The sequence below is a fragment of the Pseudomonas sp. R5-89-07 genome (assembly GCF_003851685.1).
Lineage (GTDB): Bacteria > Pseudomonadota > Gammaproteobacteria > Pseudomonadales > Pseudomonadaceae > Aquipseudomonas.
Window position 1 is genome coordinate 5488616 of record NZ_CP027727.1, and the last position, 24860, is coordinate 5513475.

General features: G+C 60.7%; 22 protein-coding genes and 1 pseudogene. 17 read left to right on the forward strand and 6 right to left on the reverse strand.

The window, feature by feature from the left end:
- Position 1 precedes the first annotated feature (1 nt).
- On the reverse strand, positions 2-979 hold the full coding sequence (locus tag C4J94_RS25180) for a dipeptidase (protein ID WP_010207105.1): 978 nt from the start codon (positions 977-979) through the stop codon (positions 2-4).
- Positions 980-1197: 218 nt separating this feature from the next.
- Here C4J94_RS25180 and C4J94_RS25185 point away from each other — a divergent pair, with 218 nt between their 5' ends.
- From C4J94_RS25185 to C4J94_RS25195, 3 genes are all read left to right on the forward strand, one after another.
- Complete coding sequence (locus tag C4J94_RS25185) at positions 1198-1599, forward strand: lysozyme inhibitor LprI family protein (RefSeq protein ID WP_124388513.1); 402 nt, start codon at positions 1198-1200, stop codon at positions 1597-1599.
- A gap of 77 nt (positions 1600-1676) precedes the next feature.
- Positions 1677-2318: a hypothetical protein gene (locus C4J94_RS25190; RefSeq protein WP_124388514.1), complete on the forward strand. Its 642-nt coding sequence runs from the start codon at positions 1677-1679 to the stop codon at positions 2316-2318.
- The gene (locus tag C4J94_RS25195) at positions 2315-2731 is read left to right on the forward strand and encodes a DUF3010 family protein (protein WP_124388515.1); all 417 of its coding nucleotides are present in this window, start codon (positions 2315-2317) and stop codon (positions 2729-2731) included. The genes C4J94_RS25190 and C4J94_RS25195 overlap by 4 nt, the downstream gene beginning before the upstream one ends.
- Before the next feature lie 7 nt (positions 2732-2738).
- Here the strand turns inward: C4J94_RS25195 and C4J94_RS25200 are convergent, their stop codons facing one another.
- Positions 2739-3167 (reverse strand): hypothetical protein, encoded by a 429-nt coding sequence (locus C4J94_RS25200; protein WP_124388516.1) that lies wholly within the window; start codon positions 3165-3167, stop codon positions 2739-2741.
- A gap of 265 nt (positions 3168-3432) precedes the next feature.
- Between C4J94_RS25200 and C4J94_RS25205 the strand changes: the two are divergent.
- Positions 3433-3510 (forward strand): annotated as a pseudogene (locus C4J94_RS25205) (DUF3010 domain-containing protein); the annotation flags it as partial.
- A gap of 162 nt (positions 3511-3672) precedes the next feature.
- Here the strand turns inward: C4J94_RS25205 and C4J94_RS25210 are convergent.
- Positions 3673-4617 carry a GlxA family transcriptional regulator gene (locus C4J94_RS25210; RefSeq protein ID WP_164485629.1) on the reverse strand — a complete coding sequence of 315 codons (945 nt, stop codon included), beginning with the start codon at positions 4615-4617 and terminating at the stop codon, positions 3673-3675.
- A gap of 192 nt (positions 4618-4809) precedes the next feature.
- Between C4J94_RS25210 and C4J94_RS25215 the strand changes: the two genes are divergently transcribed.
- The 5 genes from C4J94_RS25215 (at position 4810) to C4J94_RS25235 (ending at position 8757) form a co-directional block, all read left to right on the forward strand.
- On the forward strand, positions 4810-5754 hold the full coding sequence (locus C4J94_RS25215; protein ID WP_124388518.1) for a choline ABC transporter substrate-binding protein: 945 nt from the start codon (positions 4810-4812) through the stop codon (positions 5752-5754).
- A gap of 73 nt (positions 5755-5827) precedes the next feature.
- Positions 5828-6715 carry a 3-keto-5-aminohexanoate cleavage protein gene (locus C4J94_RS25220; RefSeq protein WP_124388519.1) on the forward strand — a complete coding sequence of 296 codons (888 nt, stop codon included), beginning with the start codon at positions 5828-5830 and terminating at the stop codon, positions 6713-6715.
- 83 nt (positions 6716-6798) lie between these two features.
- A complete protein-coding gene (locus C4J94_RS25225) occupies positions 6799-7764 on the forward strand; it encodes an L-carnitine dehydrogenase (RefSeq protein WP_124388520.1) in 966 nt (321 codons plus the stop codon).
- A gap of 12 nt (positions 7765-7776) precedes the next feature.
- Positions 7777-8268, forward strand: a complete 492-nt coding sequence (locus C4J94_RS25230) for a thioesterase family protein (protein WP_124388521.1) — start codon at positions 7777-7779, stop codon at positions 8266-8268.
- Positions 8269-8493: 225 nt separating this feature from the next.
- Positions 8494-8757, forward strand: coding sequence for a hypothetical protein (locus tag C4J94_RS25235; protein ID WP_124388522.1), 264 nt, complete (start codon positions 8494-8496; stop codon positions 8755-8757).
- 88 nt (positions 8758-8845) lie between these two features.
- On the opposite strand, the gene C4J94_RS25240 is transcribed toward C4J94_RS25235, so the two are convergent.
- Together C4J94_RS25240 and C4J94_RS25245 are read right to left on the reverse strand one after the other, a co-directional pair.
- Positions 8846-9949, reverse strand: a complete 1104-nt coding sequence (locus C4J94_RS25240; protein ID WP_124388523.1) for a GlxA family transcriptional regulator — start codon at positions 9947-9949, stop codon at positions 8846-8848.
- Between the two features lie 499 nt (positions 9950-10448).
- The gene (locus tag C4J94_RS25245; RefSeq protein WP_124388524.1) at positions 10449-11825 is read right to left on the reverse strand and encodes an L-serine ammonia-lyase; all 1377 of its coding nucleotides are present in this window, start codon (positions 11823-11825) and stop codon (positions 10449-10451) included.
- A 416-nt stretch (positions 11826-12241) separates the two neighbouring features.
- Here C4J94_RS25245 and C4J94_RS25250 point away from each other — a divergent pair, with 416 nt between their 5' ends.
- From C4J94_RS25250 to choV, 3 genes are all read left to right on the forward strand, one after another.
- Positions 12242-13189, forward strand: coding sequence for a choline ABC transporter substrate-binding protein (locus C4J94_RS25250; RefSeq protein ID WP_124388525.1), 948 nt, complete (start codon positions 12242-12244; stop codon positions 13187-13189).
- 70 nt (positions 13190-13259) lie between these two features.
- Positions 13260-14105 (forward strand): choline ABC transporter permease subunit, encoded by an 846-nt coding sequence (gene choW, locus C4J94_RS25255; RefSeq protein ID WP_010207125.1) that lies wholly within the window; start codon positions 13260-13262, stop codon positions 14103-14105.
- A complete protein-coding gene (choV, locus tag C4J94_RS25260; RefSeq protein ID WP_124388526.1) occupies positions 14102-15280 on the forward strand; it encodes a choline ABC transporter ATP-binding protein in 1179 nt (392 codons plus the stop codon). The genes choW and choV overlap by 4 nt, the downstream gene beginning before the upstream one ends.
- A 126-nt stretch (positions 15281-15406) precedes the next feature.
- Here the strand turns inward: choV and C4J94_RS25265 are convergent, their stop codons facing one another.
- A complete protein-coding gene (locus tag C4J94_RS25265; RefSeq protein ID WP_256657736.1) occupies positions 15407-17341 on the reverse strand; it encodes a BCCT family transporter in 1935 nt (644 codons plus the stop codon).
- Between the two features lie 390 nt (positions 17342-17731).
- On the opposite strand from C4J94_RS25265, the gene betI reads away from it, so the two are divergent.
- From betI to C4J94_RS25290, 5 genes are all read left to right on the forward strand, one after another.
- Positions 17732-18325 (forward strand): transcriptional regulator BetI, encoded by a 594-nt coding sequence (gene betI / locus C4J94_RS25270; RefSeq protein WP_124388528.1) that lies wholly within the window; start codon positions 17732-17734, stop codon positions 18323-18325.
- Positions 18326-18386: 61 nt separating this feature from the next.
- The gene (gene betB, locus C4J94_RS25275; RefSeq protein ID WP_124388529.1) at positions 18387-19859 is read left to right on the forward strand and encodes a betaine-aldehyde dehydrogenase; all 1473 of its coding nucleotides are present in this window, start codon (positions 18387-18389) and stop codon (positions 19857-19859) included.
- A gap of 137 nt (positions 19860-19996) precedes the next feature.
- Positions 19997-21703 (forward strand): choline dehydrogenase, encoded by a 1707-nt coding sequence (gene betA / locus C4J94_RS25280; protein ID WP_124388530.1) that lies wholly within the window; start codon positions 19997-19999, stop codon positions 21701-21703.
- A 181-nt stretch (positions 21704-21884) separates the two neighbouring features.
- Positions 21885-23327, forward strand: a complete 1443-nt coding sequence (locus C4J94_RS25285; RefSeq protein ID WP_124388531.1) for a TldD/PmbA family protein — start codon at positions 21885-21887, stop codon at positions 23325-23327.
- The gene (locus C4J94_RS25290; RefSeq protein ID WP_124388532.1) at positions 23327-24643 is read left to right on the forward strand and encodes a TldD/PmbA family protein; all 1317 of its coding nucleotides are present in this window, start codon (positions 23327-23329) and stop codon (positions 24641-24643) included. The genes C4J94_RS25285 and C4J94_RS25290 overlap by 1 nt, the downstream gene beginning before the upstream one ends.
- Positions 24644-24860: the final 217 nt, after the last annotated feature.

Genomic DNA, 24860 nt, shown 5'->3' on the forward strand with positions numbered 1-24860 from the left:
CTTATTCGCCCCAGACGTCCTTCAAGACGTTGACCCAGTTCTCGCCCATGATCTTGCGCACCACACGCTCAGGGTGGCCGCGCTTGAGCAGGGTCTCGGTGAGGTTGGGGAACTCGCCCACGGTGCGGATGCCCAGCGGGTTGATGATCTTGCCGAAGCTGGTCAGGCGGCGGGCGTAGCCCTTGTCATGGGTCAGCATTTCAAAGAAATCCTGGCCATGGCCCTGGGTAAAGTCGGTGCCGATGCCGATGGCGTCTTCGCCGACGATGTTCATGGTGTATTCGATGGCTTCGGCGTAGTCATCGATGGTCGAATCGATGCCCTTGGCCAGGAACGGCGCAAACATGGTCACGCCGACAAAGCCGCCGTGGTCCGCAATAAACTTAAGCTCTTCATCGGACTTGTTGCGCGGGTGCTCTTTGAGGCCCGAGGGCAGGCAGTGGGAATAGCACACCGGTTTTTTCGATTCGAGGATGACCTCTTCGCTGGTCTTGGAGCCGACGTGGGACAGGTCGCACATGATGCCGACGCGGTTCATCTCGGCGACGATCTCGCGGCCAAACCCCGACAGCCCGCCGTCACGCTCGTAGCAGCCAGTGCCCACCAGGTTCTGGGTGTTGTAGCACATCTGCACTACGCCAACGCCGAGCTGCTTGAAGATCTCGACATAGCCCAACTGGTCTTCGAACGCGTGGGCATTCTGAAAGCCGAAAATGATGCCGGTCTTGCCCTGCTCCTTGGCCTTGCGGATGTCGGCGGTGGTTTTCACCGGGATCACCAGGTCGCTGTTTTCGCGGATCAGGGTCTGGCTGGCAACAATGTTATTGATCGTGGCCTGGAAGCCTTCCCATACCGACACCGTGCAGTTGGCGGCCGTCAGGCCACCTTTGCGCATATCTTCGAAGAGGTCGCGGTTCCACTTGGCAATAATCAGACCGTCGATAACGATGCTGTCGGCGTGCAACTCGGCTGGGCTCATCAGGCGTCCCCTTATTGGCGATTCATGCGCCGAATCGTCTGCCGGCGCTTTGGGGCCAGCATATGCCCAGGGGCCGACGGAGCCGGGTGCAAAAACGACAGGGGAATTGCCGAAAGCGTCAATCCACGACAAAGCCTGTGTGGACGTGCCTGACTGGCGGCTGTTCTTTGTCTTACGCTTGAGCCAGAATTCGGCATCACCTGATATGAGACGGCGCAATGAAATCGATTTTCCTGGCTTTGGCACTCATCGCAACCGGCGTCCACGCCGCCGAAGACACCGACAGCACGCCGTGCGACGGCATCGAGAACGACCAGCAAACCCTGGAATGCGCCACCTACAACAAAACCACCGCCGAGCAATTGCTCAAGGATAACTATCAGGGGTTGCTCGAACGCATGGGTTCGACCTATGGCAGCGACAAGACCAAGCTGGCCGACATTACCGCCCGTCTGAAGGATGCCCAGCAGAAGTGGGAAAAACTACGTGACGCTGATTGCGCGGTAGATACCTTCCCGGCGGTAACCGGGACCAAGGCCTATGCGATTGCGCAGAATGACTGCCTGGCGCGGATGAGTGACGAGCGGTCGGAGTTTTTGGAGTCGATTGGGCAGGAATAACGCTTACATTCCTGCAGTAGACACATCACTCGCTCGTTTTTCACTTCTGATTTACGCTGATTCAGGGAATTTTCGGCATGCAATGGCTTCCATCCCCCCCAACCGACAATATCTATAAGTTGCTCGCTGTATTTGGCTTATGGCTGATTGCAGGTGCGTTGACGTTATTTTCCATATTCTCCTATTTAGACTACAGATCCCAAAAAGAAACACGCGAGGAGAGCTATCACTCGCAAACGGAGCGAATGGTAAATAGCTTCACTAAGCGCATTCGGGCGCTTGAGGAAGGAACTCCAGAGCTGCATAAAATCGCAGACCTGCCAGACACGTTTAACAACGACATTACCTTCCTCAAAAACAGCCTCGCAATGCAGGAAAAAAATCTCTCCAAGTACAAACAACGAAAGAGGGACAACCTAGATACTTTTATGGATTATTTATTGGTCCACGAAACCGAGTTTTATATTTTCGTAGGTCTGTACGCGACACTCACGTCGCTCTGCACCGTAATCGGCTTTAGCCGATGGTTTCAAAAAATACAGAAACCCAGTGAAGTACTGAACGAGCTTGACATTAGAATCAAAGAAGCAAGTTTATTAAAACTTAAGATAGAAATTTCCCAGCTTCAGCCTATGAGCAAAACAATAGAACAGCTCTTTGAATTACACTTCAATAAGCCGATACCTGAACCCTCACCCCCTCGCAAGGCCTGCTCATGACTCTCTGCGGCATCGAAATCAAAGGCAGCGAAGCCATCATCGCCGTCGCTTCCCTGGACAACCAGGCACTGACCCACGTCGCCCTGGCCACCAAGAAAATCGCCCTTGAAGACGACGACGAAGCCGCCAACGTCAAAGCCTTCGCCGCGCAGGTGAAGGCGTTTGTGCAGGCAAACGCCATCACCCATATCGCGATCAAGAAGCGCAGCAAGAAAGGCGAATTCGCCGGTGGCCCGACCACATTCAAGATCGAAGGGGTGTTTCAGTTGCTGGAGGGGGTTGAAGTGACGCTGTTGTCGCCGCAAACCATCAATGCGCAGAACAAAAAGCATAATTTTGAACTGTCGGCGACGCTCAACAAGTATCAGTACGAGGCGTATAAAACAGCCTGCTCATGCTTGATGAAAAAATAACGGCATATCAGCTTTTGACGCAGTGTTCCATGCCGTGGCCGCCGCCTTCGTATTGAGGGCCATAATAATACTTAACGAAGGACACCTTACCGTCAGGGGTTGGGGTCACTTGGGCGACGCCCACGCCGAAGTCTTTCAGGGCTGGGTCGGTATGGGCAAAGTAGATGGCCAGCGTATCCGCAGTCCCGGCAGCCATGCCGTCATAGCGGGACTTGTCTTCCAGGGTCAGCGTGAAGGAATAGGCGGCGTATTTACCGGTGCTTTGCTTGGCGTCGAGCTTCATGTCGACAACGCCCTTGAAGTTGCCGATATGTTTATCCTGGCCGTTGCATTCATAACGCCCGCTGTAATCGGCTCCGGTAAAGGGTACTGGCGCCGGGGCTGCCCAAACTGAGGGGGAAGCGAGCGCAATCACAGCAACAAGTTTTTTCAGCATACCAACCTCTTATGGTTTCTAGTGACGCTTCTTGACTTATGCGCATTCACTTCCAGAGCACAGGACCAAGAGCAATATGGAGACCATCGAACGTTAGCAGCCTCTTTCCTTGTTCGTAGTTACCGACAGAAAAACAAGACAATTCCTACGCCTTTCGTGAGATTCCTTATCAGAGCGCACCACGCCACGATCGGAACCGTAAAGAAGCTGTTTGAGCTTGGCGGTATCATGCGCCCCAATAAATATTTCACCCACGAGCATTAAATTTGAACTGCCGGCAACGCTGAACAAGTATCAGCACGAGGCTTATAAGGCCGCGTATTCGGCCCTGCTGAAGAAATAAGCCACACCGAAAACCCACTGTGGGAGGGGGCTTGCCCCCGATAGCGGTGGGTCAGACAAAGCGGTATCAACTGACTGCCCGTCATCGGGGGCAAGCCCCCTCCCACATTTGATCCGTGTGCACTTAATGCATTTGCGCGTTGAAACTGTGGCTGAAAAACGATCAAACCACCTCCCGTCGCCGGTCCTCCCTGGGGCATTTCGCAAACCGCGTTCTATAGCTGCGGGTGAAATATGACGGCGACTCAAACCCGCACGCAATACTTACTTCCAGCACGCTCATATCGCTCTGGCGCAGCAATTGCCGGGCTTTTTCCAGGCGCAGGCCGAGGTAGAAGTTGCTCGGTGTGTCGTTCAGGTGCAGGCGGAACAAGCGCTCCAGCTGGCGCCGCGTAACCTTGATCGCTTCGGCCAGGGCCAGGGTGCTCAAGGGCGGTTCAGTGTGTTGCTCCATTTCGCCGATCACCTGCACCAGCTTCTTGTTGCTGATGCCATAGCGCGTGGCGATTTGCATGCGCTGGTGGTCTTTGCGCGGGCGGATGCGGCCCAGCACGAACTGCTCGGAGACCTGCACCGCCAGGTCCGGGCCGTGGGCCTGGGCGATCAGGTCGAGCATCAGGTCGATGGACGCGGTGCCGCCGGCGCAGGTGATGCGACGGCGGTCGATCTCGAACAGTTCCTGGGTGACGCTCAGGTGCGGGTACGACTCCTTGAACGCATCGATGGCTTCCCAGTGCAGGGTCAGGCGATGGCCATCGAGCAGGCCCGCTTCGGCCAGCACGCAGGCGCCAGTGTCGATGGCGCCGAGCGTCACGCCCTCGTGGTCGAGTCGGCGCAGCCAGTGTTCCAGCGCAGGCGTGGCGAACTGCAGAGGCTCGAAGCCAGCCACCACCAGCAGGGTTGCACCTTTTTTCAGCGGTTCCAGTGCGGCGTCGACATTGACCGACATGCCATTGCTCGCCAGTACCGCGCCGCCATCGGCGCTCAAGACGTGCCAGCGGTACAGTTCGCCACGGAAGCGATTAGCCACCCGCAGTGGCTCCAGCGCAGAGATAAAGCCGATAGCCGAGAACCCCGGCATCAGTAAAAAGTAGAAATCCTGGGACATGGTGGCGCTCTCGTCGGGCGGGCAGCGTGGCATTGTGATACTCCCGTTCATGGGTGGATTCAAGGGGCCAGGTCGCTGCAGTGCAAAAGCTGGTCGCCGCCGTGCGCTTTGCCGCCCCCCAAGCTGCGTAACGTGATGCCACGGTGCACAAAGACGCCGGCCCCACAATAACGACCTGCCGAGGGATTCACCATGAACCGACTGATCAGCCGCAGCGTGCTTGCACTCAGCGTCAGCGCTATTTTGAGCACCCCCGTCATGGCAGCGGATGCCGCTTCATGCCAGAACGTACGCCTGGGCGTGGTGAACTGGACCGACGTCATCGCCACCAGCGCCATGACCCAAGTGTTGCTCGACGGCCTCGGCTACAAGACCAAACAGACCAGCGCTTCCCAGCAAATCATTTTCGCCGGCATCCGCGACCAGCGCCTGGACCTGTTCCTGGGCTACTGGAACCCGCTGATGACCCAGACCATCACGCCGTTCGTCGATGCCAAGCAAGTCAAGGTGCTCGACAAGCCCAGCCTGGAAGACGCCCGCGCCACCCTCGCTGTGCCGACTTATCTGGCGGACAAGGGCCTGAAAACCTTCGCCGACATCGCCAAGTTCGAAAAAGAACTGGGCGGCAAGATCTACGGTATCGAGCCGGGTTCGGGCGCCAACACCCAGATCAAGGCCATGATCGCCAAGAACCAGTTCGGCCTGGGCAAGTTTCAGCTGGTCGAATCCAGCGAAGCCGGCATGCTCGCCGCCGTGGACCGCGCCGTGCGCCGCAAGGAAGCCGTGGTGTTCTTCGGCTGGGCGCCGCACCCAATGAACGTCAACGTGGCGATGACTTACCTCAGCGGCAGCGACGACGCCCTGGGCCCGAATGAAGGCCGCGCAACGGTATGGACCGTCACCTCGCCGACCTACGCCGAGCAGTGCCCCAACGTGCACAAGCTGCTGACCAACCTGACCTTCACCGCCGCCGACGAGAGCCGGATGATGCAGCCGTTGCTCGACCACAAGGATGCCCTCGAGTCCGCCAGGCAGTGGCTCAAGGACCATCCGCAAGACCAGGCGCGCTGGCTCGATGGTGTGACCACTTTTGACGGCAAACCGGCCGCGGCGAACCTGCAATTGACCAGCAAGTAACCCTTTTCAACCACCGTTTCGCAGCCATAACCGGCTGCTTGCGGCACCACTACGCCTGTAAGGAACCCGCCTCATGAACCACGACGTCATCATCACCTGCGCACTTACCGGTGCTGGCGACACGACCGGCAGAAGCCCACACGTGCCGGTCACCCCCAAACAGATCGCCGCCGCCGCCGTGGAAGCCGCCAAAGCCGGCGCCACCGTTGTGCACTGCCATGTACGTGACCCGCACACCGGCAAATTCAGCCGCGATGTGGCCCTGTACCGCGAAGTGATGGAGCGCATCCGCGAAGCCGACATCGACATCATCGTCAACCTCACTGCAGGCATGGGCGGCGACTTGGAGATCGGCGGCGGCGAGAACCCGATGGAGTTTGGTCCCAATACCGACCTGGTCGGCCCCCTCACCCGCCTGGCCCATGTGGAGGAGCTGCTGCCGGAAATCTGCACCCTGGACTGCGGCACGCTGAACTTCGGCGATGGCGACACCATTTACGTGTCCACCCCCGCGCAATTACGCGCCGGTGCCAAACGTATCCAGGAACTGGGCGTAAAGGCCGAGCTGGAAATTTTCGACACCGGTCATCTGTGGTTCGCCAAACAGATGATCAAGGAAGGTCTGCTCGACAACCCGCTGTTTCAACTGTGCCTGGGCATTCCATGGGGCGCGCCGGCCGATACCACCACCATGAAAGCCATGGTCGACAACCTGCCCGTCGACGCAGTGTGGGCCGGCTTCGGTATCGGCCGCATGCAGATGCCGATGGCCGCGCAAGCCGTGCTGCTGGGCGGCAACGTGCGGGTCGGCCTGGAAGACAACCTGTGGCTGGACAAAGGCGTGCTCGCCACCAATGGGCAGTTGGTGGAGCGCGCCAGTGAAATCCTCAGCCGCCTGGGGGCAAGGGTCATGACCCCGGCGGAAGGCCGAATCAAGATGGGCCTCAAAAAACGCGGCTAACTCCCCGCCGAAACCGAATCAAAAATGTGGGAGGGGCTTGCCCCCTCCCACATAGGTTCATCACATTATTCAGGAATGTCGTCATGAGCTTTATCACTGAGATCAAAACCTTCGCCGCCCTCGGCAGTGGCGTCATCGGCAGCGGCTGGGTGTCCCGCGCCCTCGCCCACGGCCTGGATGTGGTCGCCTGGGACCCGGCGCCCGGTGCCGAAGCCGCACTGCGCAAACGTGTGGCCAACGCCTGGGGCGCCCTGGAGAAACAAGGGCTGGCAACCGGCGCGTCCCAGGACCGCCTGCGCTTTGTCGCCACCATCGAAGAATGCGTGAAAGACGCGGACTTTATCCAGGAGAGTGCCCCCGAACGCCTGGAACTCAAACTGGATTTACACAGCAAGATCAGCGCGGCGGCCAAGCCGAATGCATTGATCGGCTCGAGCACCTCGGGCCTGTTGCCAAGTGAGTTCTATGAGGGTTCGACCCACCCCGAGCGTTGCGTGGTCGGCCACCCGTTCAACCCGGTTTACCTGCTGCCGCTGGTGGAGGTGGTCGGCGGCAAGCACACTGCGCCAGAGGCCGTTCAGGCGGCGATCAAGGTGTACGAATCCCTCGGCATGCGCCCGCTGCACGTACGCAAAGAAGTGCCTGGGTTTATCGCTGACCGCCTGTTGGAAGCGCTGTGGCGTGAGGCGCTGCACCTAGTCAACGATGGCGTGGCCACCACCGGCGAGATCGATGACGCCATCCGCTTTGGCGCCGGCCTGCGCTGGTCGTTCATGGGCACCTTCCTCACCTACACACTGGCGGGTGGCGACGCGGGCATGCGGCATTTCATGGCGCAGTTCGGCCCCGCGTTGCAGCTACCATGGACTTACCTGCCGGCGCCGGAACTGACCGACAAACTGATTGACGATGTGGTCGATGGCACCCGTGATCAACTCGGCAAACACAGCATTTCAGCACTGGAACGTTATCGTGATGATTGCCTGCTGGCGGTACTGGAGGCCGTCAAAGTGACCAAAGCCAAGCACGGCATGAGCTTCGCCGAATAAGGGAACCCCAGCATGCCAACACTGACTACCTACACCACCAAAATCCAGCCGGACTGGGTGGACTACAACGGCCACCTGCGCGACGCGTTCTACCTGCTGATTTTCAGCTACGCCACCGACGCGCTGATGGACATACTGGGCCTTAACAGCGACAACCGCGAAGCCAGCGGCCACTCGCTGTTCACCCTGGAGCTGCACTTGAACTACCTGCACGAAGTGAAGCTGGGGGCCGAGGTGCAGGTGCATACCCAACTGATCGCGCACGACGCCAAGCGCCTGCACCTCTATCACAGCCTGCACTTGGTGGGGGGCGACAAGGCGCTGGCGGGCAACGAACAGATGCTGCTGCATGTCGACCTGGCCGGCCCGCATGCAACGCCGTTCACTGAGGTCACGCTGGAAAAGCTGACGGCCATCAGCGCTGAACAGGCCGAACTGCCGCCCCCCGCCCTGCTCGGTCGTGTCATCGGTTTACCCACAAAAAAAGCCCCGGTCCAGCCGTGACTGGATCGGGGCAGAGGTGCCTTGTGTGAGCTGTACATCCCGAGGGTGACCAAACCGTCAAGCTGTGTGCCTGGGTTCAGTGTGCCGGTAAGTGCTGTGTGGGCATGGCCCGAAAACGACCTGTTCATAGCCATCTGAGGCATGCGTGCAATTTGCCCTTGCCGACCACCCGAGCGGCTACCAGAATCCCAGGCAAACCCCGCTCCCCTCACCAGGAACAACGCCATGATGCACGCGGATTTGATTGACCAGGATGACCTGCTGGGCCAGCTGCGCTCACTGGGTTTTGACGTGTCCAGCGGTGCCACCGCCGAGCAGGCTTGCGAGTGCGCGGTACGCGGTTTGAGTGAAGCGCGGGCCAAGGCGCTCAAGGGCATGGTTGAGCAGATGTACAGCGGCAGCGCGACGATTTTGCCGACGGTGCGCCAGGCGATCGATAAGCAGTTGTTGCCGGCGTTGATGCAGTTCAAGCAGAAATCCGGCGCCTGACAGACCGCTATCGGGGGCAAGCCCCCTCCCACCTTTGGAATGCGTTCCCCTGTGGGAGGGGGCTTGCCCCCGATGCAGGCGACGCGGTCTAGAGCCTTACACTGGCAAATGTCGACTCATTGCGCGCCTGACTCAACGCCGACATCGGCCCCGCCAGCGGTGACAATGTCAGGGCCTGCGGAATCGGCATCATCGCCACCTGCTGGGTGGTGTTGGAGCCTACGCGCTCATCGCGCGGCGGAATGCCGAAGTACTCGCGGTAGCACTTGGAGAAATGCGGCGTGGACACAAACCCGCAGACCGACGCCACTTCGATGATCGACATCGGCGTCTGCTTGAGCAATTGCCGCGCACGAATCAGGCGCAACTTGAGGTAATAGCGCGACGGCGAGCAGTGCAGGTATTTCTGGAACAGCCGCTCCAACTGGCGACGCGACACGGCCACGTAGACCGCCAGTTCGTCGAGGTCGATGGGCTCCTCCAGGTTCGCCTCCATCAGTGCAACGATTTCCTGCAGCTTCGGCTGGTTGGTGCCGAGCATGTGCTTGAGCGGCACGCGCTGGTGGTCCTGTTCGTTGCGGATGCGTTCGTACACAAACATTTCGGAGATGGCTGCCGACAGTTCACGGCCGTGGTCGCGGCTGATCAGGTGCAGCATCATGTCCAACGGCGCGGTGCCGCCGGAGCTGGTAAAGCGGTTGCGGTCGAGGGTGAACAGGCGTGTGCTCATGGCCACGCGAGGGAAGGCTTCCTGCATCGACGCCAGGCATTCCCAGTGCACGCTGCAATCGAAACCATCGAGCAGACCCGCGCAGGCCAGCGCCCAACTGCCAGTGCAGACCGCACCGAGACGGCGCGATTGGCGCGCCTGGCTTTGCAGCCACGACACGTGTTCGCGGGTGACAGTGCGCTGGATGCCCACACCGCCGCACACGATGACCGTGTCCAGGGCTGGCGCCTTGTGCATGGAGGCATCAGGGGTGATCTGCAGGCCGTCGCTGGCCCATACCTGGTTGCCGTCGACACTCAGGGTTGTCCAGCGATACAACTCGCGGCCGGACAGCTGGTTGGCCATGCGCAGGGGTTCCACGGCCGACGCCAGGGAAATCAGCGTGAAATTGTCCAGCAGCAAAAAGCCGATGGATTGAGGCGCACGGTTCTGGGGTTGGGCCCCGGAGTTGAACGACGTCATCGCAGTATCTCCTCACACAAAGCGGGTGATGGCCTCAGGCGAGGCTCTTGTTATTGCGCTCATCTCCTGCGAGGGAGAGAGGCTTTGAATTGATAGAGCAAATGCCATGCCTAAAATTGAATGGCCGTCCAATAACTCCTAAAAACGACCTGTTGATGCGTCTATCCAAGCCCGCGCATTAAACACGGGATTTGCCGCGCCGGAGCGGGTGCTCAAGGGCTGTGAGCAGATCGGTAGCACTTGTGGGAAGGCGCTTTGCGGGCGTAGGAGAAGTCTGTCACCCAACGCACAGGGGACGGCTGGCTGCGGGGAAATTCGTTCGTAGGCTACTTATCTATTTGCGACGCGCTAAAAGGTGGCGCTTTTGGGCGTGGTGTTCACTTTTTGAGCAGTGCTGGCTGCACGGGCGCTATCGGGGGCAAGCCCCCTCCCACCTTTTGATCGGTGAATACATTCAAAATGTGGGAGGGGGCTTGCCCCCGATGCAGGCGACTCGGTTTCAGCACTCAACCGCGCTCACCGCCAACCCGCCCCGCGATGTCTCTTTGTACTTGTCATGCATATCCGCGCCGGTATCGCGCATGGTGCGGATCACCCGGTCCAGGGAGATAAAGTGCTGGCCGTCGCCACGCAAGGCCATCTGCGCGGCGTTGATCGCTTTCACCGCCGCAATCGCATTGCGCTCGATGCACGGCACTTGCACCAGCCCGCCCACCGGGTCGCAGGTCAGGCCCAGGTTATGTTCCAGGCCGATTTCCGCAGCGTTGCACAGCTGCTCCGGCGTAGCACCGAGAATTTCCGCCAGGCCCGCTGCGGCCATGGCGCAGGCCGAACCGACTTCGCCCTGGCAGCCAACTTCGGCACCGGAGATCGAGGCGTTCTTCTTGCATAGAATCCCCACCGCCGCTGCAGCGAGCAGGTAATCAACCACGTTGGCCTCGGTCACTTCTTCACTGAACTTCATGAAGTAGTGCAGCACGGCCGGAATGATCCCCGCTGCGCCATTGGTGGGCGCCGTCACCATGCGCCCGCCGGCGGCGTTTTCTTCATTGACCGCCAGGGCGAACAGGTTCACCCACTCCATGGCACTCAGGGTCGAGCCGATCACATTGGGTTTGTTCAACTCCTGCAAGCTGCGGTGCAGCTTGGCGGCGCGACGGCGCACGTTCAAGCCGCCAGGCAGGATGCCTTCATGCTTGAGGCCCTGCTCCACGCACGCTTGCATGGCACGCCAGAGCTTCATCAGGCCGCTGCGGATTTCTTCTTCGGAGCGCCATACCTTCTCATTGGCCAGCATCAGTTCGGCGACGCGCAGGTTGTGGGTCTTGCACAGCTGCAGCAGCTCCACGGCACTGGAAAAGTCATACGGCAGCTCGGTGCGGTCCATGTCCGCCACGCCGCTGCGGGCCTGGGCTTCATCCACCACAAAACCGCCACCCACCGAGTAGTAGGTGTCGCGGTGCAACTCGCCGTTATCGTCGAACACCACCAGAGTCATGGCATTGGGATGGAACGGCAGGTTTTCGTCGAGCAGGCGCATGTCCCGTGACCATATGAACGGCACCGGCAAGCGACCGTCGAGCAACAAGGTGTCGGTTTCGCGCAGTGTGTGGATGCGCACAGCGATCTGTGACGGGTCGATGGCGTCCGGCCACTCGCCCATCAGGCCCATGATGGTGGCGGTGTCGCTGCCGTGGCCAATGCCGGTGGCCGACAAGGAACCGTAGAGTTGCACTTCGACACGTCGCACCTGTTCCAGCAGGTCACGTTCGCGCACTGCTTGAACGAACAACGCCGCGGCGCGCATGGGCCCGACGGTGTGAGAACTGGAGGGGCCGATGCCAATCTTGAACAGGTCGAAAACGCTGATAGCCATTAACGTGAAACTCCTCGATAAGCGCGGCCAGGCTTGAACGAGGTGCTACGCTCAGATCGCCCAGATGGCGGCATCATCCAGCTTTTATCCGCCGTCACGGCGTCTCACACCGACGCACCCATGCTCAGTAGCGTCGCTCACGTGCGGTCGCCTGTTTTGGCCGTTTTTAACGGTGCAGATGAGTGAAAACAGCAGTTTCGCCGTGGTAAAAACCTGTAAGCGACGTCACCGACACTGGATGCGACCCTCCCTGTACTGGATACGACGCCCCCTGTAGGCGTCAGATTTTCACTGGTACATGATCAGTCTCGACTCGTTTGCAAGGCACCGTGCCAGAGCTGTCCGACGCACACTCCAATAGCAACACTTATAAAGCGCGGCAAACGCCGCCAGAAAAAACACAGGAGTCTACCCCGATGAAAGGTTCACCCTCGTTGTTGTTGGCCGCCATGCTGAGTCTGCCAGTCATGGCGCACGCCGCAGAACCGGAACAATGCAAGACCGTCAATTTCTCCGATGTCGGCTGGACCGACATCACCGTCACCACCGCGACTACCAGCGAAATCCTCAAGGGCCTGGGCTACAAGCCGCGCACCACGATGATTTCGGTGCCAGTGACTTACAAGTCGCTGGCCGACGGCAAGAACATGGATATTTTCCTCGGCAACTGGATGCCGACCATGGAAAACGACATCAAGCAGTACCGCGATGCCGGCACCGTGGAAACCGTACGCGCCAACCTGGAGAACGCCAAGTACACCCTGGCGGTACCCGAAGCGCTGTATGACAAGGGCCTGAAAGACTTCGCCGATATCGTCAAATTCAAGGACGAGCTGGGCGGCAAGATCTACGGCATCGAGCCGGGTAACGACGGTAACCGCACCATCCAGACACTGATCGACAAGGATGCCTTTGGCCTCAAGAAGGCCGGTTTCAAAGTCGTGGAATCCAGCGAAGCCGGTATGCTCTCCCAGGTCGAGCGCGCCACCAAGCGCGGCCAGGCCATCGTGTTCCTCGGCTGGGAACCGCACCCAATGAACACCCGGTTCAAGATGAAGTACCTGACCGGGGGTGACGATTCGTTCGGCCCCAACTACGGCCAGGCCACCATCTACACCAACACCCGCAAGGGCTACACCCAGGAATGCAGCAACGTCGGCCAGCTGCTGAAAAACCTGCAGTTCACGCTGAACATGGAAAGCACACTGATGGGCAACGTCCTGGACGACAAGATGAAGCCCGACGCTGCCGCCAAGGCCTGGCTGCAGAAGAACCCGCAAATCCTCGACACCTGGCTGGCCGGTGTCACCACCGTTGATGGCCAACCCGGTCTCGATGCCGTCAAGGCTTACCTCGCCAAATAGCACCCGCTGACCCCGGGGCGGTGCGCTGCCCCGGGATGTTTTCCCTCTTCGCATGTGGACATTCACTACCATGCTGACTGAACAGAAAATCCCACTAGGCCAGTACATCGCTGCCTTCGTCGAATGGTTGACCCAACACGGCGCCAACTACTTCGACGCAATCGCATCGACACTGGAAACGATGATCCACGGCGTGACGTTTGCGCTGACCTGGTTCAATCCGCTGGCATTGATCGGTCTGATTGCGCTGCTGGCTCACTTTATCCAACGTAAATGGGGACTGACCGTCTTTGTCATCGCCTCCTTCCTGCTGATCCTCAACCTGGGGTACTGGCAGGAAACCATGGAAACCCTCGCGCAGGTGCTGTTCGCTACCCTGGTCTGCGTGGTCATCGGCGTGCCGCTGGGCATTGTTGCCGCGCACAAGCCGATGTTCTACACCATGATGCGGCCGGTACTCGATCTGATGCAGACCGTGCCGACCTTCGTCTACCTCATCCCTACCCTGACCCTCTTCGGGCTGGGTGTGGTGCCCGGCCTGATTTCCACGGTGGTGTTCGCGATTGCCGCGCCGATCCGCCTGACTTACCTGGGTATCCGCGATGTACCGCAAGAGCTGATGGACGCCGGCAAGGCCTTCGGCTGCTCGCGCCGCCAGTTGCTCTCGCGCATTGAACTGCCCCACGCCATGCCGAGCATTGCCGCCGGCATTACCCAGTGCATCATGCTGTCGCTGTCGATGGTGGTGATCGCCGCGCTGGTCGGCGCCGACGGCCTCGGCAAGCCGGTGGTCAACGCGCTGAACACCGCCGACATCGCCCTGGGCTTTGAAGCAGGCCTTGCGATCGTGTTGCTGGCCATCATGCTCGACCGTATCTGCAAACAACCTGACGCTAAAGTAGGGGGTGATGCATGAGCATTATCCGGTTCGACAAAGTCGACGTAATCTTTTCCAAAGACCCACGCGAAGCGCTCAAGCTGCTGGACCAGGGCATGAGCCGTAACGAAATCCTGAAGAAGACCGGGCAGATTGTCGGCGTTGAAAAAGCCAGCCTGGATATCGAGAAAGGCGAGATCTGTGTGCTGATGGGCCTGTCGGGCTCGGGCAAATCCAGTCTGCTGCGCTGCATCAACGGCCTCAACACGGTCAGCCGTGGCCAGTTGTTCGTGGAACATGAAGGGCGCCAAATCGACATCGCGTCCTGCACCCCCGCCGAGCTGAAGATGATGCGCACCAAGCGCATCGCCATGGTGTTCCAGAAGTTCGCCCTGATGCCCTGGCTGACGGTGCGCGAAAACATCAGCTTCGGCCTGGAAATGCAAGGCCGCCCGGAGAAGGAGCGACGCACGCTGGTCGACGAGAAACTCGAACTGGTGGGCCTGAGCCAATGGCGCAACAAGAAGCCCGATGAGCTGTCCGGCGGCATGCAACAGCGCGTGGGCCTGGCCCGTGCGCTGGCGATGGACGCCGACATCCTGCTGATGGACGAACCCTTCTCCGCCCTCGACCCGCTGATTCGCCAGGGCCTGCAGGATGAACTGCTGGAACTGCAACGCAAGCTGAGCAAGACCATCGTGTTCGTCAGCCACGACCTCGACGAAGCCCTCAAGCTCGGCAGCCGCATTGCGATCATGAAAGACGGCAAGATCATCCAGTACAGCGTGCCGGAAGAGATCGTGCTGAACCCGGCGGACGACTATGTGCGCACCTTCGTCGCCCACACCAACCCGCTGAACGTACTGTGCGGCCGCAGCCTGATGCGCACGCTGGATAACTGCACGCGTGTGAACGGCTCGGTATGCCTGGACCCAGGCGGCGACTCCTGGCTGGACCTGGCCGAAGGCAACACCATCAAGGGCGCACGCCAGAACGGCGCAGTGATGAACCTGCAGAACTGGGCACCGGGGCAAGCGGTGGAAGGCCTGGGCCGCGTGCCAACGCTGGTGGATTCGAATATCGGCATGCGTGATGCGCTGCAGATTCGCTATCAGACGGGCAACAAGCTGGTGCTGCACGACAACAACAAGGTAGTGGGAATACTGGGCGACAGTGAGCTCTACCATGCCCTGCTGGGCAAGAACCTGGGCTAACAAACACCACAAAACCAATGTGGGAGGGGGCTTGCCCCCGATAGCAGTGTGTCAGTCAGCACATCTAAGACTGACACACCGCTATCGGGAGCAAGCCCCCTCCCACATTCAGAGCACTACCTGAATTCAGCTGTAAACCCGGCCAAGGAGCTGGCGATGGCTTTCAAACTGATCGAGCACATCGCGGGTGATCTGCTCCTGGGCAAAGCCCATCAGGTCATATTCCTGAGGCCCGTTATGCAGGTACACCTCGGCGCGGTAGTAGCGGGTACGCTCTTCTTCGGGCACGTCATCGGGCGCCGAAGAATAGGCGTCCAGGCTGACTTCGTAGACGAACGGGTTGCCCTCCTCCATCTCGATCCGCACACCAATGCAGCGCTTGGATTTGCCCAGCAAGGTCTGCACTTCCAGCCCCTGCTCGCGCAGCGCTGCCGCGGCTTCTTCCAGTGCCGGCGTTACGTGCTTGTCCATAAAGCGTTGCACGGTGGCCTGGCTCGGTTGCAGGTCCAGCGCGGTCAAACGCTCGCTGAACCCGCGACGCCCACGTTCAGCCAACTGCGCCTGCTCCTGTTCGATGGCCACATCCTGGCGCATGGCCTTGTGCAAACCGAACATGAACAAAATCAGCACCACCGAGAACGGCAGCCCCGCCAGCACCACCATGGTTTGCATGGCTTCGAAGTTGCCGGCAAACAGCAGACCGATGGTCACCAGGGTGATCACCGCCGACCAGAAGATCCGCAGCCAGTGCGGCGCGTCTTCGTCCACATTGCCGCCTTTGCACGACAGGTTGGCCATCATCACCGCGCCGGAATCCGCTGGCGTCAGGAACAGCACGAAGCCCACGAAGATCGACACACCGATGACGATTTTCGACGCCGGGTAATGCTCCAGCAACTGGTAGATGGCCATGGACGGCTGTTCCAGCGCGGTCTTGCCCAGCTCCACTGCGCCATGGTTGAGCACCAGGTCCAGCGCCGAGTTACCGAAGATCGACAACCATGCCAGGGTGAAGCCCAGCGGGATCAGCAGCACACCGGCGACCAGCTCACGCACGGTACGGCCACGGGAAATACGCGCAATGAACATGCCCACGAATGGCGCCCAGGAAATCCACCAGGCCCAGTAGAACAGGGTCCACAGGCCCATCCAGCGCTCGGTCTTGTCGGCGTCGCCTTCGTACACATAGAGGTCGAAGGTTTTCAGGATGATGCCGTTGAGGTAGTCACCGGTGTTCTGCACCAGGCCGTTGAGTAGGTGCAGGGTGGGGCCGAACAGCAGCACGAAGATCAGCAAACCACTGAACAGTACGATGTTGAGGTTGGACAGGCGGCGAATGCCGTTCTCCACGCCGGACACCGCGGCGATGGTCGCCACCGTGCTCATCACGATGATCACGATCAACAAGTTGGTGTTGCTGTGCGCCATGCCGAACAGGTTTTCCAACCCGGACGACACCTGCATCGAACCAATCCCCAGGTTGGTCACCAGGCCGAGCAGGGTCACGAACATGCCGAAACCGTCCACCGCATGGCCGGCCGCGCCCTTGACCCAGCGCTCGCCCACCAGCGGGTACAGCGCCGAACGTAAGGCCAGCGGCTGGTTATGACGGTACGCAAAGTACGCCACGGCGAGGCCGACCAGCGCATAGATCGCCCAGCCATGCAGGCCCCAGTGCAGGAAGGTCAGTTGCAGCGCCTGGCGTGCCGCACTGTTGCTGGCGGCCGCGCCTTCGGGCGGGTTGAAGTAGTGGTCCAGGGGCTCGGAGGCGCCGAAGTACAGCAGCGAGATGCCGATGCCCGACGAGAACAGCATGCCGGCCCAGGCGCCGTAGCTGAAGTCCGGGGTGTCGTCCTTGCTACCGAGTTTCAGTTTGCCGTAGGACGAAAATGCCAGGCCGACCACAAACACCAGGTAGGCGGCGATGACCACCATGTAGTACCAGCCGAAGCTTTTCGACAGCCAGGCCTGGGCGATGCCGAGCATGCGTCCGGCCTCCTGCGGGGCGATGATCAGGATGGCGGTCAACAGCAGAATCAGCGCGGTGGAGGTGTAGAACACCCAACCGTTGACCCGCACCTTTTCCGGCGGGGTCTTTATAAGAGAGGCAGAACTCATGGCGCAGATGCTCCGGGCAGTGCGAGAGAGAAACACAAGGCAACGGTTATCCCGGGACATCGATTTTTCGGCAGTCGACGGACGGGTGTTATAAAGACACCCCGAAAATTCTTGAACCCGCCCAAGCGTCGGGCAGGCCCTGATACAGCCGGTTTCAAGGGTTTTTGCAGGTGTCGAAGGTCGCGGCTCTCAGGTAGGAAACATCTGTAGGCAGCGACCATTTGTCGCAGATCTTATTCTTTGTTGATTGAACGTTCAATCAAAACAAAATAGACTGGCCCTCAAGCCGACAGACGTGGATCGCCTGTCGGCAGGCCAAAGGAGAGGTGCTACATGCCCAAGGTCGGTATGCAACCCATACGCCGCCAACAATTGATCGAAGCCACATTAACGGCCATCGATCAGGTCGGGATGGGGGATGCCAGCATTGCGCTGATCGCCCGTCTGGCGGGTGTCTCGAACGGCATCATCAGTCACTACTTTCAGGACAAGAACGGCCTGATCGCAGCGACGATGCGTTACCTGATGAACGCGCTGATCGAGAACGTCCAGGAACGCCGACGTGCCCTGAACGATGACAGCCCACGGGCGCATCTTCGGGTGATCATCGAAGGCAACTTCGACGCCAGCCAGGTCAACGGCCCGGCAATGAAAACCTGGCTGGCCTTCTGGGCCACCAGCATGCACCACCCGTCTTTGCACAGGTTGCAGCGGATCAACGATCACCGTCTGTATTCCAACCTGTGCTGCCAGTTCCGCCGCGCGATGCCGTTACCCGAGGCTCGCAGCGCAGCTCGAGGCCTGGCGGCCCTGATCGACGGTTTGTGGTTGCGCGGTGCCCTGTCGGGAGACGCTTTCGACACGGAGCAGGCGCAACGGATCGCTTACGAATACATGGATTTCCAATTGGCCAAGCAGGTGAGTTAGAGCACCTATAACCGCTCAACTCCCGAACCGTGCCAACCACTTATGCACTTGCGAGGACTTTATGGCCCGTTTCGAACTGCAAAAACTCTACATTGACGGCGGCTACAGCGACGCTGGCAGCGATGCCACCTTCGAAGCCATCAACCCGGCTAACGGTGAAGTTCTCGCCCAAGTGCAACGCGCTACGAAAGAAGACGTTGAGCGTGCCGTAGTCAGCGCCGAGAAAGGCCAGAAGATCTGGGCTGCGATGACCGCCATGGAGCGTTCGCGCATCCTGCGCCGTGCCGTCGACATCCTGCGCGAGCGCAACGATGAGCTGGCCGCCCTGGAAACCCTGGACACTGGCAAAGCCTTCTCCGAAACCAAGTACGTCGACATCGTCACTGGCGCCGACGTGCTGGAATACTACGCAGGCCTGGTGCCAGCCATCGAAGGCGAGCAGATTCCGCTGCGCGACACTTCCTTCGTCTACACCCGCCGCGAGCCGCTGGGCGTGGTGGCCGGTATCGGCGCGTGGAACTACCCGATCCAGATCGCTCTGTGGAAATCCGCACCGGCCCTGGCCGCCGGTAACGCGATGATCTTCAAGCCAAGCGAAGTCACCTCGCTGACCACCCTGAAACTGGCTGAGATCTACACCGAAGCCGGCGTTCCGGCTGGCGTGTTCAACGTGCTGACCGGCAGCGGCCGTGAAGTCGGCACCTGGCTGACCGAGCACCCACGCATCGAGAAAGTCTCGTTCACCGGCGGCACCGACACCGGCAAGAAAGTCATGGCCAGTGCTTCAAGCTCGTCGCTCAAAGACGTGACCATGGAACTGGGCGGCAAATCCCCGCTGATCATCTTCGACGACGCCGACCTCGACCGCGCCGCCGACACCGCGATGATGGCCAACTTCTACAGCTCCGGCCAGGTCTGCACCAACGGCACCCGCGTGTTCGTGCCCAAGCACCTGCAGGCGGCGTTCGAAGCCAAGATCGTCGAGCGTGTTGCCCGCATCCGCATCGGCAACCCGGAAGACGAAAACACCAACTTCGGCCCGCTGGTCAGCTTCGCCCACATGGAAAGCGTGCTGGGCTACATCGCCAAAGGTAAAGAGCAAGGCGCACGCCTGCTGTGCGGCGGCGACCGCCTGACCGACGGCGACTTCGCCAAAGGCGCCTTCGTGGCACCGACCGTGTTCACCGACTGCACCGACGACATGGTTATTGTCCGTGAAGAAATCTTCGGCCCGGTGATGAGCATCCTCACCTACGAAACCGAAGAAGAAGTGATCCGCCGCGCCAACGACACCGACTTCGGTCTGGCTGCCGGCCTGGTCACCAAGGACCTGAACCGCGCCCACCGCGTGATTCATCAGTTGGAAGCCGGTATCTGCTGGATCAACGCCTGGGGCGAATCCGACGCCAAGATGCCGGTCGGTGGCTACAAGCAATCCGGTGTGGGCCGTGAGAACGGCATCAGCTCGCTGAATAACTTCACCCGCATCAAATCGGTACAGGTCGAGCTGGGCGATTACGCCTCGGTGTTCTAAGAACCCGAGCCTTGTATTGCCTTTGAGGCCGCCATCGGGGGCAAGCCCCCTCCCACATTTGGAATGCGTTCCCCTGTGGGAGGGGGCTTGCCCCCGATGAGGCCCGACCTGACCACACTTCAAAGAGGGTGCATTCAATGTCCCAAGAATACGACTACATCATTGTGGGTGCCGGCTCCGCGGGCAACACCCTGGCGACCCGTCTGACCGAAGACGAAGGCGTCACCGTGCTGTTGCTGGAAGCCGGTGGCCCGGACTACCGCCTCGACTTCCGTACCCAGATGCCGGCCGCCCTGGCGTTCCCGCTGCAGGGCCGCCGCTACAACTGGGCCTACGAAACCGACCCTGAGCCACACATGGACGGGCGCCGGATGGAATGCGGTCGCGGCAAGGGCCTGGGTGGCTCTTCCCTGATCAACGGCATGTGCTACATCCGCGGCAACGCCATGGACTACGACAACTGGTCGAAGCTGCCGGGCCTTGAAGACTGGACCTACCTGGACTGCCTGCCGTACTTTCGCAAGGCCGAAACCCGTGACATCGGCCCCAACGATTGGCACGGCGGCGATGGCCCGGTCAGCGTGACCACGCCCAAGGCAGGCAACAACCCGCTGTTCCACGCCATGGTTGAAGCGGGCGTGCAGGCCGGTTACCCGCGTACCGAAGACTTGAACGGCTACCAGCAGGAAGGCTTCGGCCCGATGGACCGTACCGTCACGCCCAACGGCCGTCGCGCCAGCACCGCGCGCGGTTACCTGGACACCGCCAAGAAGCGTTCGACCCTGACCATCGTCACCCACGCCCTCACCGACAAGGTGTTGTTCGAAGGCAAGCGTGCGGTCGGCGTGCGTTACCTGATCGGCGCCGCCGAAGAGCGCGTCGAAGCCCGTGCACGCAAGGAAGTGCTGGTGTGCAGCGGTGCAATCGCTTCGCCGCAGCTGCTGCAACGCTCCGGCGTCGGCCCGGCCAAACTGCTGGAAAGCCTCGATATCCCGGTGGTCCACGACCTGCCAGGCGTGGGTGAAAACCTGCAGGATCACCTTGAGCTGTACCTGCAATACGCCTGCACTCAGCCGGTGTCGCTGTACCCTTCGCTGCTCTGGTACAACCAGCCGGCGATTGGCGCCGAGTGGCTGTTCAACGGCACCGGGATCGGCGCCAGCAACCAGTTCGAAGCGGGCGGTTTCATCCGTACCCGTGAAGAATTCGAATGGCCGAACATCCAGTACCATTTCCTGCCCGTGGCGATTAACTACAACGGCAGCAACGGCGTCAAAGAGCATGGTTTCCAGGCCCACATGGGCTCCATGCGTTCGCCGAGCCGTGGCCGCATCCAGCTGAAGTCGAAGAACCCACGGGACTACCCGAGCATCCTCTTCAACTACATGGCCACCGAGCAGGACTGGCAGGAATTTCGCGACGGCATCCGTCTGACCCGTGAAATCATGCAGCAGCCGGCGCTGGACCCGTACCGTGGCCGCGAAATCAGCCCAGGTATCGACGTGCAAACCGATGAACAGCTCGACAAATTCATCCGCGAGCACGCCGAGACCGCGTTCCACCCGTCCTGCTCGTGCAAGATGGGCACCGACGAGATGGCGGTGGTGGATGGCGAAGGCCGTGTGCACGGCATGCAGGGTCTGCGTGTGGTCGATGCGTCGATCATGCCGATCATCACCACCGGCAACCTGAACGCGCCAACGATCATGATCGCCGAGAAAATCGCCGACAAGATCCGCGGGCGCCAGCCGCTGCCGCGCAGCACCGCCGACTACTACGTGGCCGGCGATGCGCCGGTGCGTGGCAAGCCGTTGCGTGAAGTAGGGCCGCTGCGCAATAACTGATACACCGCTATCGGGGGCAAGCCCCCTCCCACATTTTGACCGTGTGAACCCGATCAAGTGTGGGGGGGGGGCTTGCCCCCGATGAGGCCCCAACAAACACCACACACCTCCTTGATCGCTCCCCAGCCCGGGCCTACTCTGTTGGCCTGCCCCGCGCTGAGCCGCCCACAAGGAAGGCCCCATGTTCGAACACCACGCCACGCTCAAGAAACACTTCAGTGCCCTGCGCACCACCGCCCCATTCTTCTCCCTGCGCTACGTGCGCGAATCCGGCCGCTACCTGTCGGTACGCAAGAACGTCGCCGAACCGCCGCACCTGAGCCACGACGAAGGCGCCATGCTCACCGTGCGTGTCAACGGCGTGGAAGCCTACGCCGCGACCAACGATATGTCCCTGGCCGGCCTGCAAGCCGCCCTCGAACGCGCCGAACAACAGGCCCGGCGAATCAAGCCCCACGCCCTGCTCGACCTGCGCGAGCAAGCGGTGTCCAGTGACGTGGCCGACTACCTGTCCCCCAACCTCGATCAGCCCTTCCCCTCCCTGAGCGACTGCTACCAATTGCTGGGCGATGAGTCGGCTGCCGTGCCCAGGGATGAGCGCCTGGTGAGCTGGGACGTCAGCCTCGGCCAGACCACGGTCGAGCAGATCTACCTCAACAGCGCCGGCGCCCAATTGCGCCAGGCCCAGCGCTTCGTGTTCCCCGGCGTCAACGTCACCGCCTTCGATGGCAACGACAGCCAGACCCGCACCCTCGGCGGCAGCAACTTCGGCCAGCAGGGCGGGTTCGACGTAATCAGCCGCTTCGGCCTGATCGGCGCCGCGCCGCGGGTGGCCGACGAAGCCCTGCAACTGCTGCTGGCACCGAACACGCCCCAAGGGCCGCGTGACCTGCTGCTGATGCCCGACCAGATGATCCTGCAGATCCACGAGTCCATCGGCCACCCGCTGGAGCTGGACCGCATCCTCGGCGACGAGCGTAACTACGCCGGCACCAGCTTTGTGAAGGCCAGCGATTTCGGCCACCTGCAGTATGGTTCCAGGCTGCTCAACGTGACGTTCGACCCGGACATCCCCGAACAGCTCGCCAGCTACAGCCATGACGACGACGGCACCCGCGCCAGCAAGCAGTTCCTGATCCGCGAAGGGCTGCTGCTCAAGCCACTGGGCGGCGCGTTGTCGCAATTTCGCGCAGGGCTGGGCGGCGTGGCCAACAGCCGTGCCAGCAGCTGGAACCGCCCGCCGATCGATCGCATGGCCAACCTCAATATCGAGGCCGGCGACCAGAGCCTGGCGCAGCTGATCGGCGGTATCGAGCACGGCATCCTGATGTCGACCAACCGCTCCTGGTCCATCGATGACGCGCGCAACAAATTCCAGTTCGGCTGCGAATGGGGCCAACTGATCGAAAACGGCGAGCTCAAGGGCGTGGTGAAGAACCCCAACTACCGCGCCATTTCCGCGCAGTTCTGGCGCAAGCTCAGTGCGGTGGGCGACGCCAGCACCTTCAAGGTGCTGGGCACGCCCAACTGCGGCAAAGGCGAACCCAACCAGGTGATCCGCGTCGGCCATGCATCGCCGGCGTGTGTGTTCAGTAATGTCGACGTATTTGGGGGAGATGCCTGATGAATAATTTCAAGGCACTGGTGGACTGGCTCAAGCAGGCCGTCACCGATCAGGAACAGTTTCACCTGGGCTATGCGGATGAGGCGTCCGAGTTCGTGCGCTTCAACCACGCCCAGGTACGCCAGGCCGGCCAGGTGCAACAGGCCAGCCTCAACCTCAAGCTGATCAACGCTGGCCGCCATGCCGACCTTGGCATCACCCTCGCCGGGGACCCGCAGCTGGACCGTGAACGCCTCGCCGCAGGCCTGCAACAGTTGCGGGAAACCTTGCCGTTGCTGCCGCCAGACCCCTACCTGCTGCTCAACCACACCGCCTGGCAAAGCCATAACGAACAACTGCGGCCACTGCCGGAACTGACCCAGGTGTTGCAGGACATCAGCCAGGCCGCAGAAGGCGTAGACCTGGTCGGTTTCTATGCCGCCGGCCCGATCAGCCGTGGCTTCGCCAGCTCTGATGGGGCGTTCGGCTGGCACCAGGCCAATAGTTTCAACTTCGATTTCAGCCTGTTCCATGCCAATGGCGAAGCGGTCAAGGCCAGCTATGCCGGGCACACCTGGGACAGTGCCGAGTTCGCCCGGCGCGTCCAGCAGGCGCGCGACCAGCTTGAGTTTCTCGGCCGGCCGTTGCACACCTTGGCGCCCGGACAGTACCGCGCCTACCTCGCGCCAGCGGCGCTGGAGGAGATCATCAGCATCATCACCTGGGGCGGTTTTTCCGCCCAGGCCATCGCCAGCAAAGGCAGCTCATTGCAACGCCTGTATGCAGGGGAACAGCACTTGAGCCCGCTGGTGACGGTGAACGAGCAGATCAGCGGTTCACTGAGCCAGGCATTTTCCACCGAAGGCTACCCGCGCAGTGATGTCAGGTTGATCAATGCCGGCCGCGCCGAGGGCCAACTGGTCAACTCGCGCAGCGCCGCCGAATATGGCCTGAGCGCCAACGGCGCCAGCGGCGACGAATCCCCCAGCGCCCTGCAAATGGCCGCCGGCAACCTGGCCCAGGCCGACATCCTCAAGCAGTTGGGCACCGGGTTGTACATCAGCAACCTGTGGTACCTGAACTACTCCGACCTGCCGGCGGCGCGCCTGACCGGCATGACCCGCTTCGCCACGTTCTGGGTGGAAGACGGCGAGATCAAGGCACCGGTCAGCACCATGCGCTTTGATGACAGCGTGTACAGCCTGCTCGGCTCGCAACTGGAGGCGTTGACGGCCGAGCGGGAGCTGTTGCTGTCGGCCAGTACGTATGGCCAGCGCAATACTTCATCCAATTTGCTTCCCGGCGCACTGGTCAAACGCCTGACGCTGACCTTGTAAACCAAGAAAATCCCCTGTGGGAGGGGGCTTGCCCCCGATGGCGGTGGATCAGCGAAGTATTTATCGACTGACACACCGCTATCGAGGGCAAGCCCCCTCCCACATTGTCTTGTGTTGATTTCGGACACTTTGCCAAGCCCCTTCCTACCGTTCAATCCCATACCCCGTGCAGCCTGTTGTCGCCCGCAATAAACCCCGTTATAAAAGCTAATGGCAT